This is a genomic window from Stenotrophomonas sp. GL_101, from assembly GCF_057835675.1.
In genome coordinates, this window is sequence record NZ_CM174432.1 from 4,400,137 (window position 1) to 4,416,579 (window position 16,443).

The 16,443-nt window shown below is 65.6% G+C and carries 17 protein-coding genes and 1 pseudogene; 12 read left to right on the forward strand and 6 right to left on the reverse strand.

What is annotated here, in order from left to right:
* Nucleotides 1-164: 164 nt before the first annotated feature.
* The 3 genes from AC3IR9_RS19380 (at nt 165) to AC3IR9_RS19390 (ending at nt 2,487) form a co-directional block, all read left to right on the forward strand.
* Entirely contained in the window at nt 165-659 is a 495-nt protein-coding gene (locus AC3IR9_RS19380) for a lipocalin family protein (RefSeq protein ID WP_489292795.1), read from the forward strand.
* Nucleotides 660-664: 5 nt separating this feature from the next.
* Nucleotides 665-1,876: an NAD(P)/FAD-dependent oxidoreductase gene (locus AC3IR9_RS19385; RefSeq protein ID WP_489292797.1), complete on the forward strand. Its 1,212-nt coding sequence runs from the start codon at nt 665-667 to the stop codon at nt 1,874-1,876.
* A gap of 104 nt (nt 1,877-1,980) precedes the next feature.
* Nucleotides 1,981-2,487: a hypothetical protein gene (locus AC3IR9_RS19390; protein ID WP_489292799.1), complete on the forward strand. Its 507-nt coding sequence runs from the start codon at nt 1,981-1,983 to the stop codon at nt 2,485-2,487.
* A gap of 77 nt (nt 2,488-2,564) precedes the next feature.
* Here the strand turns inward: AC3IR9_RS19390 and AC3IR9_RS19395 are convergent, their stop codons facing one another.
* Nucleotides 2,565-2,999, reverse strand: a complete 435-nt coding sequence (locus AC3IR9_RS19395) for a PepSY domain-containing protein (RefSeq protein WP_489292800.1) — start codon at nt 2,997-2,999, stop codon at nt 2,565-2,567.
* A gap of 136 nt (nt 3,000-3,135) precedes the next feature.
* On the opposite strand from AC3IR9_RS19395, the gene AC3IR9_RS19400 reads away from it, so the two are divergent.
* From AC3IR9_RS19400 to AC3IR9_RS19410, 3 genes are read left to right on the forward strand one after another with little or no spacing between them, the layout of a single operon-like run.
* Nucleotides 3,136-3,438 carry a PepSY domain-containing protein gene (locus AC3IR9_RS19400; RefSeq protein WP_489292802.1) on the forward strand — a complete coding sequence of 101 codons (303 nt, stop codon included), beginning with the start codon at nt 3,136-3,138 and terminating at the stop codon, nt 3,436-3,438.
* Nucleotides 3,438-4,100, forward strand: coding sequence for a response regulator transcription factor (locus tag AC3IR9_RS19405; RefSeq protein ID WP_489292804.1), 663 nt, complete (start codon nt 3,438-3,440; stop codon nt 4,098-4,100). Before AC3IR9_RS19400 ends, AC3IR9_RS19405 begins: the two co-directional genes overlap by 1 nt.
* On the forward strand, nt 4,097-5,422 hold the full coding sequence (locus tag AC3IR9_RS19410; protein ID WP_489292805.1) for a sensor histidine kinase: 1,326 nt from the start codon (nt 4,097-4,099) through the stop codon (nt 5,420-5,422). The genes AC3IR9_RS19405 and AC3IR9_RS19410 overlap by 4 nt, the downstream gene beginning before the upstream one ends.
* Nucleotides 5,423-5,498: 76 nt before the next feature.
* On the opposite strand, the gene AC3IR9_RS19415 is transcribed toward AC3IR9_RS19410, so the two are convergent.
* Nucleotides 5,499-5,822 carry a DUF6122 family protein gene (locus AC3IR9_RS19415; protein ID WP_489292806.1) on the reverse strand — a complete coding sequence of 108 codons (324 nt, stop codon included), beginning with the start codon at nt 5,820-5,822 and terminating at the stop codon, nt 5,499-5,501.
* Nucleotides 5,823-5,868: 46 nt separating this feature from the next.
* Complete coding sequence (gene speA / locus AC3IR9_RS19420) at nt 5,869-7,758, reverse strand: arginine decarboxylase (RefSeq protein ID WP_489292807.1); 1,890 nt, start codon at nt 7,756-7,758, stop codon at nt 5,869-5,871.
* Between the two features lie 180 nt (nt 7,759-7,938).
* Between speA and speE the strand changes: the two genes are divergently transcribed.
* On the forward strand, nt 7,939-8,805 hold the full coding sequence (gene speE / locus AC3IR9_RS19425) for a polyamine aminopropyltransferase (protein ID WP_489292808.1): 867 nt from the start codon (nt 7,939-7,941) through the stop codon (nt 8,803-8,805).
* Nucleotides 8,806-9,132: 327 nt separating this feature from the next.
* Here the strand turns inward: speE and AC3IR9_RS19430 are convergent, their stop codons facing one another.
* A complete protein-coding gene (locus AC3IR9_RS19430; protein WP_489292809.1) occupies nt 9,133-10,038 on the reverse strand; it encodes an aspartyl/asparaginyl beta-hydroxylase domain-containing protein in 906 nt (301 codons plus the stop codon).
* A 460-nt stretch (nt 10,039-10,498) separates the two neighbouring features.
* Here AC3IR9_RS19430 and AC3IR9_RS19435 point away from each other — a divergent pair, with 460 nt between their 5' ends.
* Entirely contained in the window at nt 10,499-11,152 is a 654-nt protein-coding gene (locus AC3IR9_RS19435; RefSeq protein ID WP_489292811.1) for an RIO1 family regulatory kinase/ATPase domain-containing protein, read from the forward strand.
* 114 nt (nt 11,153-11,266) lie between these two features.
* On the opposite strand, the gene AC3IR9_RS19440 is transcribed toward AC3IR9_RS19435, so the two are convergent.
* Nucleotides 11,267-11,605, reverse strand: a complete 339-nt coding sequence (locus AC3IR9_RS19440) for a P-II family nitrogen regulator (protein ID WP_489292812.1) — start codon at nt 11,603-11,605, stop codon at nt 11,267-11,269.
* Nucleotides 11,606-11,776: 171 nt separating this feature from the next.
* Here AC3IR9_RS19440 and ubiK point away from each other — a divergent pair, with 171 nt between their 5' ends.
* On the forward strand, nt 11,777-12,037 hold the full coding sequence (gene ubiK / locus AC3IR9_RS19445) for a ubiquinone biosynthesis accessory factor UbiK (protein WP_489292813.1): 261 nt from the start codon (nt 11,777-11,779) through the stop codon (nt 12,035-12,037).
* A gap of 15 nt (nt 12,038-12,052) precedes the next feature.
* Here ubiK and yidA read toward each other — a convergent pair whose 3' ends face one another.
* Nucleotides 12,053-12,892: a sugar-phosphatase gene (gene yidA / locus AC3IR9_RS19450; protein ID WP_489295917.1), complete on the reverse strand. Its 840-nt coding sequence runs from the start codon at nt 12,890-12,892 to the stop codon at nt 12,053-12,055.
* Nucleotides 12,893-13,102: 210 nt separating this feature from the next.
* On the opposite strand from yidA, the pseudogene AC3IR9_RS19455 reads away from it, so the two are divergent.
* The 3 genes and pseudogenes from AC3IR9_RS19455 to AC3IR9_RS19465 all read left to right on the forward strand — a co-directional run.
* Nucleotides 13,103-13,339: pseudogene (locus tag AC3IR9_RS19455) on the forward strand (magnesium chelatase domain-containing protein); the annotation flags it as partial.
* Nucleotides 13,340-13,809: 470 nt separating this feature from the next.
* Nucleotides 13,810-14,682 (forward strand): hypothetical protein, encoded by an 873-nt coding sequence (locus AC3IR9_RS19460; protein ID WP_489292814.1) that lies wholly within the window; start codon nt 13,810-13,812, stop codon nt 14,680-14,682.
* 85 nt (nt 14,683-14,767) lie between these two features.
* Nucleotides 14,768-16,375 carry a hypothetical protein gene (locus AC3IR9_RS19465; RefSeq protein ID WP_489292815.1) on the forward strand — a complete coding sequence of 536 codons (1,608 nt, stop codon included), beginning with the start codon at nt 14,768-14,770 and terminating at the stop codon, nt 16,373-16,375.
* Nucleotides 16,376-16,443: the final 68 nt, after the last annotated feature.

Genomic DNA, 16,443 nt, shown 5'->3' on the forward strand with positions numbered 1-16,443 from the left:
GTGGATGCCGGTGTTGCAAGCATAGCGCTGCGGCACGGGCACCGGCGCGACACCACCGCCACACCGCGGCAACGCAGCGTTCTCGACACCACGCTCGCCTCGGCTTCACCCATTTATGGCAGCCCGCCCGGCATCGTGGTGGTGACCTCCACTGCCCGCCTGCGATGAACACACACGCCCCCCTGAAAACCGTCCCCGATCTCAAACTGCCGCGCTACCTGGGCACCTGGTATGAAATCGCCCGCCTGCCGATGAAGCACGAACCGGACGACTGCACGGATGTGTCCGCGCATTACAGCCTCAAGGACTCCGGCCATGTGGCGGTGCTCAACCGCTGCCGCATGGGCGAGCAGATCGAGCAAGCCGAAGGCGAGGCCTGCGCGGTGGACAACGACAGCGCGCGGCTGGAAGTGAGTTTCCTGCCCAAGGGCCTGCGCTGGATTCCCTTCACCAAGGGCGACTACTGGGTGATCCAGGTCGCTCCGGACTACAGCGTGGCGCTGGTCGGCAGCCCGGACCGCAACTACCTGTGGCTGCTGTCGCGCACCCCCACGCTGGACCTTGCCGTGCAGGAACACTACCTGGCCCAGGCGCGCCAGCAGGGCTTCGACCTCTCCCGCCTGATCCAGACGCCGCACACCGGCCGGCCCACGGCCTGACCCCCATGGACCTGAAGAGTGGCTACCCGTTCTGGGCGGTCCGCAACGGACTGATGCATGCGTTTCCGCCCCTGCAACAGGACCTGCACTGCGAGGTGCTGGTGGTGGGCGGGGGCATTACCGGGGCGTTGATTGCCAATGAGCTCAGTGCCCATGGCCACCAGGTCGGGGTGATCGAGCAGCGCGACATCGGCTGGGGCAGCACCGCTGCCAGTACCGCGTTGCTGCAGTACGAGATCGACACCCACATGATCGACCTGGCCCGGCAGTATGGCGAGGCCAATGCGGTACTGGCCTACCAGGCCTGCGCCGAGGCGATCCCGGCCCTGCGTGCCGTGGCCGGTGCGTTTTCCGGGGTGGACTGCCAGCGCATGCAGAGCCTGTATTACGCCAGCAAGCGCGGCCACCGTGCCGTGCTGCAGCAGGAATACGCGCTGCGCCAGCGGCATGGGTTCGACGTGCGCTGGCTGGAGGCCGACCAGGTGCAGGCGCAGTTCGGCATCGATGCACCCGGGGCGATCCTCAGCGCCCTGGCCGCGCGGGTGGACCCCTACCGGCTGGCCTACCGGCTGTTGATGCGGCTGGAGCGGCAGGGCTGCGGGGTCTACGACCGCACTGTCCTGCAGTCGCTCGCCCCTACCCCACGCGGGGTCACTGCCCTCACCACGACGGGCGTGCAGATCCGCTGCCGGCACGTGGTGATGGCCGCCGGCTATGCCAACCAGCATTGGCTCAAGCCCTCGGTGGCGCGCAACCGCAGCAGTTATGCGCTGATCACCGACCCGATCGCCCCGGACCTGCTGGGCCCGCTCACCGACACCCTGGTCTGGGAATCGGCCCGCCCCTACCTGTATCTGCGCAGCACCGGCGACGGCCGCCTGCTGATCGGCGGCGAAGACGATGCGATGGATATCCCGGCCCGGCGCGATCGCCGGGTTGAAGCCAAGGCCGCCAAGCTGCTCAGGAAGGCCACCACGTTGTTCCCGCATCTGCCCCTGCAGCCCGCGTTCTCCTGGGCCGGTACCTTCGCCGAAACCGCCGACGGGCTGCCGTTCTTCGGCCCGCACCGGCAATGGGGGCCGCGGGTGCTGTTCGCCATGGCCTACGGTGGCAACGGCATTACCTATTCGATGATCGGCGCCCACCTGCTGCGCGCCCGGATCGAGCGCCGCCGGCATCGGTTGGCCGCGCTGTTCGGCTTCGAGCGGCTGGAGTAAAGTTCCCGGGTAGCCGGTGCCATGACAGGCATCGTTCAAGCAGCCGGTGATAGCGTCAGCGCTGTCAGCGGCCTGCCTGCTGCCCGCCCGCCCCGGAGCCACCCATGATCCGCACGCTGTCCCTGCTGCTGTGCCTGCTTGCCCCCGGTGTCGCCCTGGCCCAGTCCGCCGCAGGTGCCACCGGCCCGCAGTCGGCCACCGACCTCAACCTGGCCCTCCCGCAGGCGCCGATGCAGTACCTGGGCGACGGCTCGCTGCGCGGGGATCCGCCCGGCACCTTCTATGGCGACAAGAGCGGCCGCCGCCTGGGCGACCCGGGCGCGGCCAACGGCATCGCCAACGTCACCGACGACAAGCTGCGGGTCAACGGCAGCCTGACCACCGGCATCGGCTATTCCAGTAATTTCGGCAACAGCCATTACAACGCCGCCGAAGTGAACCTGAGCAAGAACTACACCACCGACGAAGGCAAGACCCACAACGTCAACCTCAACATCCGGGTCAGCGAGGGCAAGGGCCCCGGCTTCTTCGGCCCGTATGGTGGCTATGGCCGCTACGGTGGTTACGGCCCGGGGCCCGGTTACTGGGATTACCCACCGTCGGGCTGGTAAGCCGGCCCGTGGCAGCTGCATCGAAACGGCCGGGCAACCGGCCGTTTCCGCGTCTGGCTGGGGAACAGCGCCGGCCGTCAGTCCCACCAGGCCTCGCGCTTGCTCGACAGCACGCGCCCGTCATGGCCGCTCATGCGTACTTCCACGCGCTGGTTGCGGGCGTTGCGGGCCTCCAGCTTCCAGGTCGCGCCATCGCGCTCGAACGACTCGATCTGGCCGAATCCGGCCTTGCCGGCGCGCTCCAGGATCTGCCCGGCATCGAGCAGCGCGCGGCCACTGCGCGGGTCGAAGATTTCACCGTTGGCCGGGTCGACGATCACTTCCTCGAAACTGCCATCGGCACGGGTGACATCCGCTTCCCACAGGCCATCATCGCGCTCCAGTTCGAGCACCTGGGTATAGCCGGCGGCACGCAGCTTGGCCTGCACGTCGGCGGCGGACAGGTCCGCGGCGAAGGCCGGGGTGGACACCAGCGCGGTGGCCAGGGCAGCGGTGAGGATCAGCTTGTTCATGAGGGGCTCCAGTAGTGGCCGGTCTGTCCCGGCACCGCCAGTCTGGCAAGCGCACTTAAGCGGACCATGAGCTGGGGTGTTAGACAACGTTTAAGCGCGCGGCGTATACCGTTCGCATCCCCTGGAGCTTTCGCGCATGTCCGTTGCCCCCGCCTTGTTGCTGCCGCTGCTTCTGGCGCTTGCCCCGCAGGACCCCTTGCGGGTGCTCGACGGTGGCGGCAGCCAGCAGCAGGCCGTACGCGATGCGGTGCGCCAGGGCCGGTGGGTGCCGCTGCAGCAGGTGGTGGCCGATGCGCTGCGACGTTACCCCGGCAAACTGGTGGAAGTGGAGCTGGACGACGGCAAGTACGAGATCGAGATCCTCGGCGCCAACGGGATGGTCATGGAGCTCGATTACGATGCTGCCACCGGGCGCCTGCTGAAGATGGAGGAAGACTGATGCGGATCCTGCTGGCCGAAGACGATGTGCCGCTGGCCACGCGCCTGCAGGCGTTGCTGGAAGAGGCCGGCTACGTGGTGCTGCACAGCACCGAGGGCCGGGCCGCCGAAGAACTCGGGCAGATCGAGGACATCGCCGCCGCCGTGGTCGACCTGGGCCTGCCAGGCCTGGACGGGCTGAGCATCATCGAGCGCTGGCGCCAGGCCGGGCGCGGCTTCCCGGTGCTGGTACTGACCGCGCGCGCACGCTGGCACGACAAACTGGCCGGCTTCGATGCCGGCGCCGACGACTACCTGACCAAACCGTTCCAGCCCGAAGAGCTGCTGCTGCGCCTGCGTGCACTGATTCGCCGCAGCGCCGGCCACGCCAGCCCGCGGCTGCACTGCGGGCCCTTGCTGCTGGACGTCAATGCCGGCCGCTTCGAACTGGACGGTGAACTGCTGCACCTGAGCCCGCAGGAGCAGCGCATCCTCAGCTACTTCCTGCACCACCCGGACATCGTGATCAGCCGTTCGCGGCTGGGCGAGCATGTGTATGACGCCGGATTCGATCCCGACTCCAACACGCTGGACGTGCTGATCGGGCGGATCCGCCGCAAGCTCGGCAGCACGCTGATCCATACCCATCGCGGGCAGGGCTTCCGCCTGTCGGCAACGCCATGAACACCGGCTCGCTGCGCACCCGCCTGCTGCTCGCCGGCGGCCTGGGCCTGGTGCTGGTCTCGGCAGTGGCGACGTGGTGGTTGGGCGCGATGTTCGAGCGTTCCGCGCGCGCGGCGATGGACCAGCGGCTGGGCAATGAACTGATCGCGGTGCTGGCGCTGGCTGAAAGCGATGCGCAGGGGCGCCTGCAGATGCGCCGCGCGCTGTTCGACGAACGCTACCAGCGCGTGTTCTCCGGTACCTACTGGCAGATACAGGACGCCAATGGCCAGCCGCTGGGGCAATCACGCTCGCTGTGGGACGAAACGCTGGCGGTACCGCCCACCCTGCAAACCGGCCCGGCGCAGGCCTATGACAGCACCGGCCCGCTGCACACGCCGCTACGCGCGCTGGCCCAGCAGGTCACCCTGCCGCGCGTGCCCACGCCGCTGCGCGTGGTGGTGGCCACCGACCGCAGCGAGCTGGATGCGCAGGTCAGCGCCTTCCGCCAGCGCACCGCCCTCGCCCTGGCGGTACTGGTGGCCCTGTGGTTCGCGGTGCTGGTCACCCAGGTGCATTACGGGCTGCGCCCACTGGCCGACCTGGGGCGCATTGCCGGACAGGTCCGCCAGGGCGAGAACGTGCGTTTCCCGCAGCGCGGACTGGTCAAGGAAGTCGCGCCGCTGGCCGCACAGCTCAACGACCTGCTCGACCATCACCAGCGCATGGTGGTGCGTGCCCGGCGCAGTGCCGAAGACCTCGCGCACGCCCTGAAAACCCCGCTGACGGTGCTGGCCACCGAGGCCCACGGCGATGGCAGCGACTGGCGCCAGACCCTGCGCAGCGAAACCACGCGCATGCAGGCCAGCATCGACCGTTATCTCGCCGCCGGCATCGGCGCCGACAGCCAGCAACGCACCGTGGCCGCCCCGGTGATCCATGCGCTGTGCACGTTGATGCAGCGCGTGCATAACGAACGCGGGCTGGCGTTCCAGCACGATGCCAACGCCCAGGGCATCTTCGCCGGCGCACGCGAAGATCTGGAGGAAATGCTCGGCAACCTGCTCGACAACGCCGGCAAATGGGCTGCGCACCAGGTGGGGGTCACCCTGCGCCCGGTGGGCAACACACTGCAGATCACCGTCGAAGACGACGGCCCGGGCCTGCCCGACCAGGACCTCCACCGCGTGCTGGAGCGCGGCGTGCGGCTGGACCAGCGCGCATCGGGCAGCGGATTGGGCCTGGCGATCGTGGCCGATATCGCCGAAAGCTACGGCGGCACGCTGGTGCTGGCCAATGCCGCGCCGGGCCTGCGCGCCACCGTGACCCTGCCGGCCGGGTAGCGCCGACCGTTGGTCGGCTGCCTTCGGCGCGGAAACCGATCGCACGCGTTGGGGGCCAGCCGACCAACGGTCGGCTCTACCGGGCGTGGTGCATCCACCAGCAGTCGATCGCATCCAGCACGATATGCAGCATCAAGCCGATCCCGAACAACCGCGTCTTCTTCGGTACGCACAGCCCGGCATACACCGCAATCGCCGGCGCGGTGTGCAGCGGATGGAAACCGATGCTGCAGCGGTTGGGTGCGTAGATCGGATCGGCCAGCAGGTGGTCCAGGTCGATGATCCAGCCCAGCAGCAACAGCACCCATGCCGAAGCGAAGCGCTTGCGCCAGAACATCCACGCCAACAGTGCAGGCACCGCGGCGTGGAGGAACAGGTGGAAGATCGCGCGGGCGCTCATGCGTGGGGTGCCGCCGGGCAACGCCGGGCACAGCCCGGCGCTACGCTCATGCCAGCGGTTCGTCGGACAGGTAGGTGTACCCGGTCAGACCCGCTTCCAGCGCGTCGGACAGCTCCCGCGCGCGTTCCGGGGTGAGATCGGCGGCCGCCACGCGCTCGGCGTAACTGGCACGCAGGTCGGCCAGGCGGTAACCCACATAATCCAGCATCACATCGGTGGTGTCACCGCGGCGCTGCTGGGTGATCGCATAGCCATCGGCGTCGGCCAGCACTTCCACCGCGTCGGTATCGCCGAACAGGTTGTGGATGTCGCCGAGGATTTCCTGGTAGGCGCCCACCATGAAGAAGCCGATCCGGTAACTTTCGCCGGACTTCAATGCATGCAGCGGCAGCGAGCTGTCCAGGCTCTCGTTACCGACATAGGTCTTGACCATGCCGTCCGAATCACAGGTCATGTCGGCGATGATGCCGCGGCGCTGCGGCCGCTCGTCCAGGCGTTCGATTGGCACGATCGGGAACACCTGGTCGATCGCCCACGCATCGGGGATCGATTCGAACACGCTGAAGTTGACGAAATACTTGTCCACCAGGCGCTCGTTCAATTCGTCCAGCGCCGGGCGATGGCTCTTCTCGTCATAGCTCAGGCGCGCACGCACCGCATGGGCGATGGCGTAGAACAGGTCGTCGATGCGCGCCCGCTGCGGCAGGTCGATCTGGCCCAGCGCGTAGCTGGACAGGCCTTCGGCATGGAAATGCTGCGCTTCCTGGAACAGCTCCACCGCCGGGCGCACATCCAGCTCGTCGTGGATCTCGCGCAGGTGGCGGATCGCCGCCGGCTCGTCGTCGTGCTGGTCCGGCACGCGGCCTTCCTGGGCCTGTTCCACTTCAGACACGTTGGCGATCAGTACCGCATGGTGCGCGGTCATCGCGCGGCCACACTCGGTGACGATGCGCGGCGGGGTCAGGCCGTGTTCTTCGCAGGCGTTGGCCAGCGGCTGCACGATGTTGCTGGCGTAGGAGTTCAGCCCGTAGTTGATCGAGCAGAAGCTGCGCGAACGGGTGCCTTCGTAATCCACGCCCAGCCCACCGCCCACGTCCACGTGGGTGATCTTGGCGCCCAGGCGCGACAGCTCCACGAAGTAACGGGTGGCCTCGCGCATGCCGTTGGCGATGTCGCGCACGTTGGAGATCTGCGAGCCCATGTGGAAATGCAGCAGGCTCAGGCAGTCGGCGTACTCGGTATCGCGCAGCGACTTCCACAGGTCCAGCAGCTGGCGCGGGGACAGGCCGAACTTGGCCTTGTCGCCACCGCTGTTCTGCCACTTGCCCGCGCCCAGCGAGGCCAGCCGCATGCGCACGCCCAGGCCCGGCTTGACGTCCAGTGCCCTGGATTCCTCCAGCACCAGCTTCAGCTCGGACGGCTTCTCGATCACGATGTAGGTCTGCAGGCCCAGCTTGCGCCCGATCAGGGCCAGGCGGATGTACTCGCGGTCCTTGTAGCCGTTGCAGACAATCAACCCGCCCGGGCGCGACAGTGCCAGCACCGCCATCAGTTCCGGCTTGCTGCCCGCTTCCAGGCCGAAGCCCTCGCCGTGGTGGCTGGCCAGGGTGCCGGCCACGCCACGGTGCTGGTTGACCTTGATCGGGTACACGGCGGTGTAGCCGCCCGGGTACTCCCAATCGGCCTGGGCCTGCGCGAAGGCGGCCTGCAGCTTGCCCAGGCGCTGGCCCAGGATGTCCGGGAAGCGCACCAGCAGCGGCAGCTTGGCACCGGCCTCGCGCGCGGCATCGACGATCTTCGGCAAGGACACCACCGGGCCGTCCTGGCCAGTCGGTCTCACCACCATGTGTCCTGCCTGATCCACGTCGAAGTAACCATCCGCCCAATGCGGAATCGAGTAGGTCTTGCGGGCTTGGTCGAGGGACCAATCGGTCATTTCAGTAGGCCTGAACAGGAAAAAGGGCGTGCATGATAACGCCTGTGTCGCCAAGGGTCCGTTACAATCCGCGCCCGCGCCTGTTCCCGCTCCCCCGAGCCTGAACGGGCCGCCGTCCGGAACCGGCCGCACCTCGGCCGCCCGCCCGGCTTTTCCCTTCCCGCACAGGATCGTTACCCCATGACTGACAACAACAACTGGTACATCGAGCACTTCGAGCGCACCGGCTCGGCCATCGGCTACCGCCTGAAGGGCAAGCCGGGTGAAAAGCTTGATGAAGTGCAGTCGCCGTTCCAGAAGATCGAGATCTTCGCAACCACCGACTGGGGCAACCTGATGACCATCGATGGCGCCATCATGTTGACCAGCAAGGACAATTTCTTCTATCACGAGATGATCAGCCACCCGGTGCTGTTCACCCACGCCGCGCCCAAGCGCGTGGTGATCATCGGCGGCGGCGACTGCGGCACCCTGCGCGAAGTGCTCAAGCACGCCGGCGTGGAGAGCGTCACCCAGTGCGACATCGACGAGCAGGTCACCCGCATGGCCGAGAAGCACTTCCCGGAACTGTGCGCGTCCAACGGCGATGCGCGCGCCGAGCTGATGTTCGATGACGGCGTGGCCTACATGGCCAACTGCCCGGAAGGCAGCGTGGACGTGGTGATCGTGGATTCCACCGACCCGGTCGGCCCGGGCGAAGGCCTGTTCAACAAGGCGTTCTACGCCAGCTGCTTCAAGGCGCTCAAGGACGACGGCATCCTGGTGCAGCAGTCCGAGTCGCCGCTGATGCAGCTGGACCTGATCAACGAAATGCGCACCGAGATGGGCAAGGCCGGCTTCGGTTCGTTCAAGACCCTGCCGTTCCCGCAGCCGTGCTACCCCACCGGCTGGTGGAGCGTGACCCTGGCGCGCAAGGGCGAAAGCAGCTTCGATTTCCGCCAGGCCGATTCGGCCGCCAAGACCTTCGACACGCTGTACTACACCGCCGCGCTGCATACCGGCGTGCTGGTGACCCCGCCGTTCGTGGCTTCAGCCCTGAAGGGCTGAAGCGGGAGCGTGCCGACCAACGGTCGGCACCTACCGGACGCGGCCCAATCCACCGGGAATCCACGCATCCGGGTACCCACCGGGCCAGCGCGGATCCACCACCCAGCGGGCATCGACCGTTACGCGATGCGGATCCACCACCCGGTAGGCATCGACCGTTGGTCGATGCGCCGTTGGCCGAGGCAACACGATCCCCAACAAAAAACCCGCGCTGGCAACAGCGCGGGTTTTCGTTGCCTGCGTGCCGACCAACGGTCGGCACCTACCGGGGATGGCGCGACAAGGTAGGCATCGACCGTTGGTCGATGCGACGTTGACCTCTCCGGCTCAGATCGCCCAGATTCCGGCGATCACCGCCAGCACCAGGCCCCACTTGATCACCTGATAGGCCACCACGCTGCGCTCGCGCAGCGCCTTGGCCTTCAGCCGCACCTTGTAGACGCTGCCGAACGCCTTGTTGACGCCCCCGGTGGGATCGCCCGGCAGGTTCGGCGAGGCACCGCCGGCCAGCAGCGTGGCGGCCACCGCGCGGTTGAACAGCCCCGGCAGGCCGAAGTGCAGCGGGCGGGCGATATCGCAGAACAGGATCACCCGGTCGTGGTCGGTTTCGTTATGCGCGTGGTGGATGTAGGTTTCATCGAACATCATCCACTCGCCATCGCGCCAGCTCTTCTTCACCCCGTCCACCACGATGTAGCACGCATCGTCATTGGGCGTGGCCAGCCCCAGGTGCAGGCGCAGCGAGCCGGCGAACGGGTCGCGGTGCGGGCGCAGTTCGCTGCCCGAGGGCAACTGGGCGAACATCGCCGCGCGCACGTCCGGCAGCGACTCCAGCAGCGCGGTGGTCTTCGGGCACAACGCCTTGGCCGACGGGTGCGAGGGGCCATACCACTTCAGGTAGAAGCGCTTCCAGCCACGCCGGAAGAACGAATTGAAACCGGCATCGTTGAACGTGCTGGACGCGGCGATCTTGTCGGCATCGCGCAGCGCCAGCGCCTCGTCGCGGATCATCTGCCAGTTCTGGCGCAGCGGCTCCAGCTGCGCAAACTCCTTGGCCGGGTCCAGGAACGGCGTGGTCGGCACCTTGGAGAACAGGTACATGATCACGTTGATGGGCGCCATGAAGCTGGAGTGGTCCAGCAGCTGGCGCGACCAGCGCGCACGCACCTTGCCGCGGTAATGGATGTACAGCACGCAGGCGATGAACAGCACTGCCAGCACGATCTTGATCATCGAATATTCCTCCGGCCAAGCCGGACCCGAAACGGTGGGGGCGATGCACGGGGGCCGGCACCGGTAGCGCGACAGGAAGCGGGGACGTGCCGGTGGGGGCGGCCGCTGCTGTCGCAATCAACAGCGTATGGTCGGCAGCGGCCGCGTCGGGGTCAAGCGCGAAGTGAGTCTCGTTCAGCCCCAGCTTTGGACGCACGCCTGCCGTACCGATCACGCACCTCTCCCACCACGGTCACTGCATCTTATTGATTTACCTATCTTTCAAGGGATAGTGAGACGACATTGTCCGAATAGTGCGACGAACTGTTCCAGCGCCGATTACGACATTTCTCCGACATTATCTGGATTCGTGTACTGGTGAGTATTAAAATTAACGAAATCTTAGTACTTCCCCCTGTCCAGCCGCAACACCGGTACGCCTGACGCTTTGCGCCGACCACCGGGTCGCCCAAAGAGCGTCATGAACCTACCCATCTCCCCGTGCGTCGCCGACGCCGTCCCCGCCCAGCTGCTCAAGCGCGGCGAACGCCTGCTCGAACCCGATGTCTACCGCACCTGCCTCAACGGCCAGCAGGCGGTGGTCAAGGATTACACCCGTTACCGTGGCACGCCGCTGTCGCCGGTGGCGCGCCTGCTGGTGCGCCGCGAGGCGCGCATCCTGCAGCGCCTGAGCGGCTGGAAGCATGCCCCGGCGCTGCTGGGTACCATCGGTGGGCTGGCGCTGGGCATGGAGTTCATTCCCGGCCAGACCCTGAGCGCGGCCCAGTCGGTGGGCGTGGAGGTGTTCGAGCAGCTGCAGTTCGCGCTCAGCCGCCTGCATGCCGCCGGCATCACCCACAACGACCTGCACGGCACCAATGTGATGGTCAGTGGCGGGGTACCGGTGCTGGTGGACTTCACCTCGGCCTGGCGCAGCCCGCGCTGGCTGCCGGTGCACCCGGTCTCGCACCAGCTGCGGCGCAGCGACATGAAGAACCTGCTGAAGATGCGCCAGCGCCTGACCGGCCTCAAGCCCACCCCCACCCAGGCCGCGCTGGTGGCCGACCCGCGCTGGGTGGCCAGCCTGCGCGTGGGCTGGAAGCGTTTCTACCGGTGGTTCAAAGGCCACGCGTAACCGCGCGGTCGCGCCACCGTAGTGCCGGGCTCTGCCCGGCAACCGCGCGCTGCGCGGCAACAGCAGCCGGGCAGAGCCCGGCGCCACGAACGGCTTGGTTGCCGACCCATCCGGTTACAGCGCGTCGGCGTCCAGTTCACCGGTACGGATGCGCACCACCGTGCCCAGGTCGTACACAAACACCTTGCCGTCGCCGATCTTGCCGGTGCCGGCCGCCTTGACGATGGCCTCCACCACCTCCTCGACCTGGCCATCGGTGACGGCCACTTCGATCTTCACCTTGGGCAGGAAATCGACCACGTATTCCGCGCCGCGGTACAACTCGGTGTGCCCCTTCTGCCGCCCGAAGCCCTTGACCTCGGTGACCGTGATCCCGGTGACGCCGCGCTCGGCCAGTGCTTCGCGCACGTCGTCGAGCTTGAACGGCTTGAGCACCGCCATGACCATCTTCATCTGCTTGGCTCCTTGTATCTGGCAGCGAGGATAACGCCTGTCGCCCGGTGAACGCGATGCATGCAGGGCGTGCTGGCACCGGCGCGGCGGACTATCCTTGGCGGATACACCCATCAATGCACGGGTTGCGCCGGTCCTGTCGACCGGGCCCACCGTGCCGCGGAGCAGAGCATGATCGACCTCAACCACCTGGATGACCTCGCCCGCCGCCTGAGCGACATGGTCCCGCCGGGCCTGCGCCAATCGCGCGAAGAACTGCAGGCCACCTTCAAGAGCGCCCTGCAGGCCGGGCTGGGCAAGCTGGACCTGGTGACCCGCGAGGAATTCGATGTGCAGCGCGCGGTGCTGCTCAAGACCCGCGAGAAGCTGGAGGCGCTGGAGAAGACCGTGGCCGAGCTGGAAGCGCGCGGTAATGGGACGCCGGCCGAGTAGGCCAACGCCCGCGCCTTATCGTTCCTGCAGCACGAACCGCTCGATCGCCAATGCCACGCCATCCTCGGCGTTGGTCGCGGTCACAAACCGCGCCGTCTGCTTCACTGCCTCAATCGCATTGCCCATCGCCACGCCGGTACCGGCGAACTGCAGCATGGTCAGGTCGTTCTCCTGGTCGCCCAGCGCCATTACATTGGCCCGCTCCACGCCCAGGTGCTCGGCCAGCTTCTGCAGGCTCGGCCCCTTGCCTGCCCGGTGATCGAACACCTCCAGGAAAAACGGCGCGCTCTTCAGCACCGCAAAGCGATCGGTGAGCGCGGCAGGCAGGCGCTGGATGGCCGCGTCCAGCACGTCCGGCTCGTCGATCATCATCAGCTTGATGAACTGCATCGCCGGGTCCATGTCCTCGACCCGGCGGTACGACAGCGGCACATGCGACAGGTGCGAATCGGCCACCGTGTAGATGCTGATGTCCTGGTTGGGCGTGTACATGCGCTGGCCGTCCAGCGCCTGGAAATGAATGCCCAGCGCGCGCGCCACCTGCTCGCAGAACAGGAAATCCTCGAAGCTGAGCGGGTACTCCACCACGCGCTGGCCCGTGCCGAGGTTCTGCACCAGCGCGCCGTTGCAGGCGATGCAGTACTCCTGGTCGCCGTCGATGCCCAGCTCGTCCAGGAACGGTGCCAGCCCCGACACCGGCCGGCCGCTGGCCAGCACCACCTGCACACCCTGCGCACGGGCAGCGGCGATGGCCTGCTTCACCCGGGGCGTGAGCTTGTGTGCCGGGGTGAGCAAGGTCCCGTCCATGTCGATGGCAATCAGTTTGACCGGGGCGTGGTGGTGCGGCATATCCATGTTCAACAGGCTGCGGTACGTGCGGGACACCCAGTCTAGCCGCAGCCTGTGACCTGCCAACAGCGGAAGGCCTGTGCCGCCACATTGCGCGGTGCGCGACCCCATGCGGTGGCAGCAGAACGCCCACGCCAGTCAACGGACTGCACCTACATACGCGGGGCGGGGCAACACCCATCATCGCTGGCATTGAAGGCAACCCCGGAATCCTGCATGAGTCTGGCGCTGGTGCACAGCCGTGCCCGTGCGGGCGTCAACGCGCCCGCGGTACGCATTGAAGTCCTGCTCTCCGGTGGGCTGCCGCACACCCAGATGGTGGGCCTGCCGGAAACCGCCGTGCGCGAATCACGCGACCGGGTCCGCGCGGCCATCGTCTGCTCGCAGTTCGAGTTTCCGCAGCGGCGCATCACCATCAACCTGGCCCCGGCCGACCTGCCCAAGGAAGGCGGCTACCTGCAACATTATAGGATGGACGCAATCCATTACACCTAGCATGGACGGACAATGTGTCCAGATATCAGATAAGAACCCAGCTGGCACAAGTTGTAGCGATCTCACTTGATCCTCCCGAAGACCTAGGTTCAGACGTCGTGTCAGGCACCCACAGGCTGCCCGTTGGGCTTCCGCAGCTCGTCTGGGGCAATGGAGCGCCATGGCGGGAAGCCAACGTGTGGCTTCTCTCTCGTCGGAACGCCGGCCTCGAGGCGGAAACGCTAAGGAAGGATGCCCAACTTGTGGGGGCCTATGCCAAGTGGGTAGAGGAGGCCAGCCTTTCGTGGCACCACTTTCCGTTACGCAAGGAGGAGCGCGTTCTCAATCGGTACCGACAGCACCTTCTCCATCTGAGAACCGCGGGCGAGCTCGCGGCGAGCACCGCAACCCATCGAATGAGAGCAGTAATCTCGCTGTACAGATGGCTCGTGGACGAGCAGTTGATCTCCACCAAGTGGCCACTTTGGGAAGACCGAACATTCGGTGTGCGGATCACGACCGACTTTGGCCTGCAGCGCTCGATCAATGTGACGACGAGTTCGCTTGCGATCAAAAACAAGCGCCATCCGGGATACCGCCTTGAAGGAGGGGTGCTCCCGATAAGCGCCACCTTGCGTACTCAGATACTGGAGGGGGCTCGCGCGTACGCTCCGCTTGAGCTGTTCTTGATGCTCGCTTGCGGCTTCTTCACTGGCATGCGGATCGGATCTATCTGCGATCTTCGGGTTGGCACGCTCACCAACGCTGCGCGCGACTCGAAGTTGAACGGCTTTGTGTACCTCACGATCGGACCTGCGGCTACGCCACAGGTCCACACGAAGTTCGGCGTCACTGGCCAGGTGATCATGCCAGCAACGCTGTTCGATGAACTTCTGGGTTATGTCGAATCGCCGAGGCGCCTCAAACGCGTTAGTCGCGCCGCGCCGAGCGATCACAACCGGGTGTTCCTGACCAGTGCAGGGAGAACATACGCGGCCAAGTCGCCTGGCCACGGAGCTACGGTAAGTGTGCTCATGTCACGGCTGCGACGCGACGCCGCGAACGTCGGCATAGATCTCGGCGGCTTCCATTTCCACCAGACCCGCGCCACCTTTGCCACCGAGGTAGCCGAGACGGCGTTGCGCTCAAACCTCCGTCTGAACGCGATCTCAATCGTCAAGGACCTGCTGTTGCACGCTCACGAGGCTACCTCGCTGCGTTACATCCGGTTCGTCGAAGACGAGAAGGTAAAAGCAGAGATTGGGAACGATTTCTCTCGCGCGTTCTTGAAGGAAGCCGTGATGCCCCAAAAAAATGACTAGGCTTGCTGATCTCCCTGCGCTTTCTGTCAAGACGGACCGCATTGGCAGCACCGTCTGGGACTACCGGGTGTTCCTGTGTCACGGCATGAGCAAGGTGCGCAAGCAAACTGCAGACAAGATGCTGAAGAACCCTGCCCAGGTCCGCGGCTTTCGAGCGACGCGTCTGTCCTTGGTACTGGCACTCAGGGACCACGCTAAGGCGCAGTTCGACGAAAGCCCCTCTCATCGCACCTTCGTGAGCAATTATCAGATCCTAAGGGGCTTTTATGTCTACTGCGACGAGCACGAATTGGATCCTACGGCAAATAATGTCGTTGACATTTTCATTGCCTGGACAGAGGACCGTCGCAGTAGCAAGCAACCGATGTATCACTACTCGAGTGCAACGCGCCTTGTGAGAATGCTCTCGGAGGCTGCCGACATCAGTGGTGATCGCTTTAGGATTCCCGCCAGGCTGGTCAAGCCACTAGCGCGGGAGAATAGGGGGCGGGTCGACGCTCAGGACCTAGAGAAGACCTTTCGTTTTGGCGAACTTGTATCCGTTGTTTCCACTCTTCTTTCGACGGAGACCATTATGGGGCCCTTGCCGCTCAAGTTCAGCTTTGGCGAAAAAACGCTGGAGCTTTGGGCCGGCATCGCTTCGGACGATGCCTTGCGCGCCGTACACGCCGCGAAGGGGCACCCAGAACATGAATGGACGCCTGACAAGCACCGTATTCAAACGCTTGCTGCGGGGTCACCGGTCTCGCGGAGGACGCTCGTCAATCTCAGGGTCGAGACAGAGCTGGCCATTTTTATTGCGCAAACGGGAATGAACCTGTCGCAGGCGTTCACGCTAAGCATTGGACGATTCCGATACCGAACCCGCGAGGGAGGCTACCTAGTTAAAGGAATCTACAAAGACCGAAGAGGAGGTGAGGTTGCCTTCGAGATATTCAAGGCCTACCGACGGCACTTCGAGCAATACCTCAAGTGGCGCGACGTGGTCACGGAGGCAGACGATCCGCGCCTGTTCCCGTTTGCCACCCGGCCTGGTGATCCACATCGCCAGGAGCACCATTCCAATGGCCTGCGGCGCCTTTGCCACCAAGCCGGGATCGGGTACATCGGCGCACGCGAATTGCGCTGCACTCGCGTTAACTATTTCTTGCGCCGTAGCGACGACCTCGTGCTCACCGCAGCCGTGGCGCAGCACTCAGTTGGTGTGCTGATGGGCTACCAACGGCCCCATCACCAGCGAGCAGCCACCGAGATTACGGGCTTCTGGATCGATGTGGCTTCGTCGACGCTAGCGGCTGGGAGCGGCACCTGCAGTGGGTCCCCCCAGCCCATGCCCGCACGCGCGGGACAGCCTGTCCCTGACTGCCGATCGGCGGCGGGCTGCCTGTTTTGCCTTGACCATCGGGACGAGATGTCACTCGACTACGCTTGGTCCTTGGTCAGCTACCGCTACCTCAAGTCGCTTGAACTCGCCGCCTATCCTCCTACTCGGCGAACGTCGCCCGAGCCCACCACACCCGAGATCGTGATCACCGCCCTGTCCGAGAAGCTCAAGCAGATGTGCCTACAGAATGGGCACGGGGCGAAGCTCGTTCAGGAGGCGGAGGATCGAGTCATGGAAGGTGACTTCCACCCACGCTGGTCCGCCATCATTAATGCAGCAGAGCCTTACCATGACAAGACTGACCTATAAGCTACTGCTTCATTCCAACGGCCGAAGTCCGCCGGTCGCCCTGCCCTCATGGCCGCCGGCACCCAGTA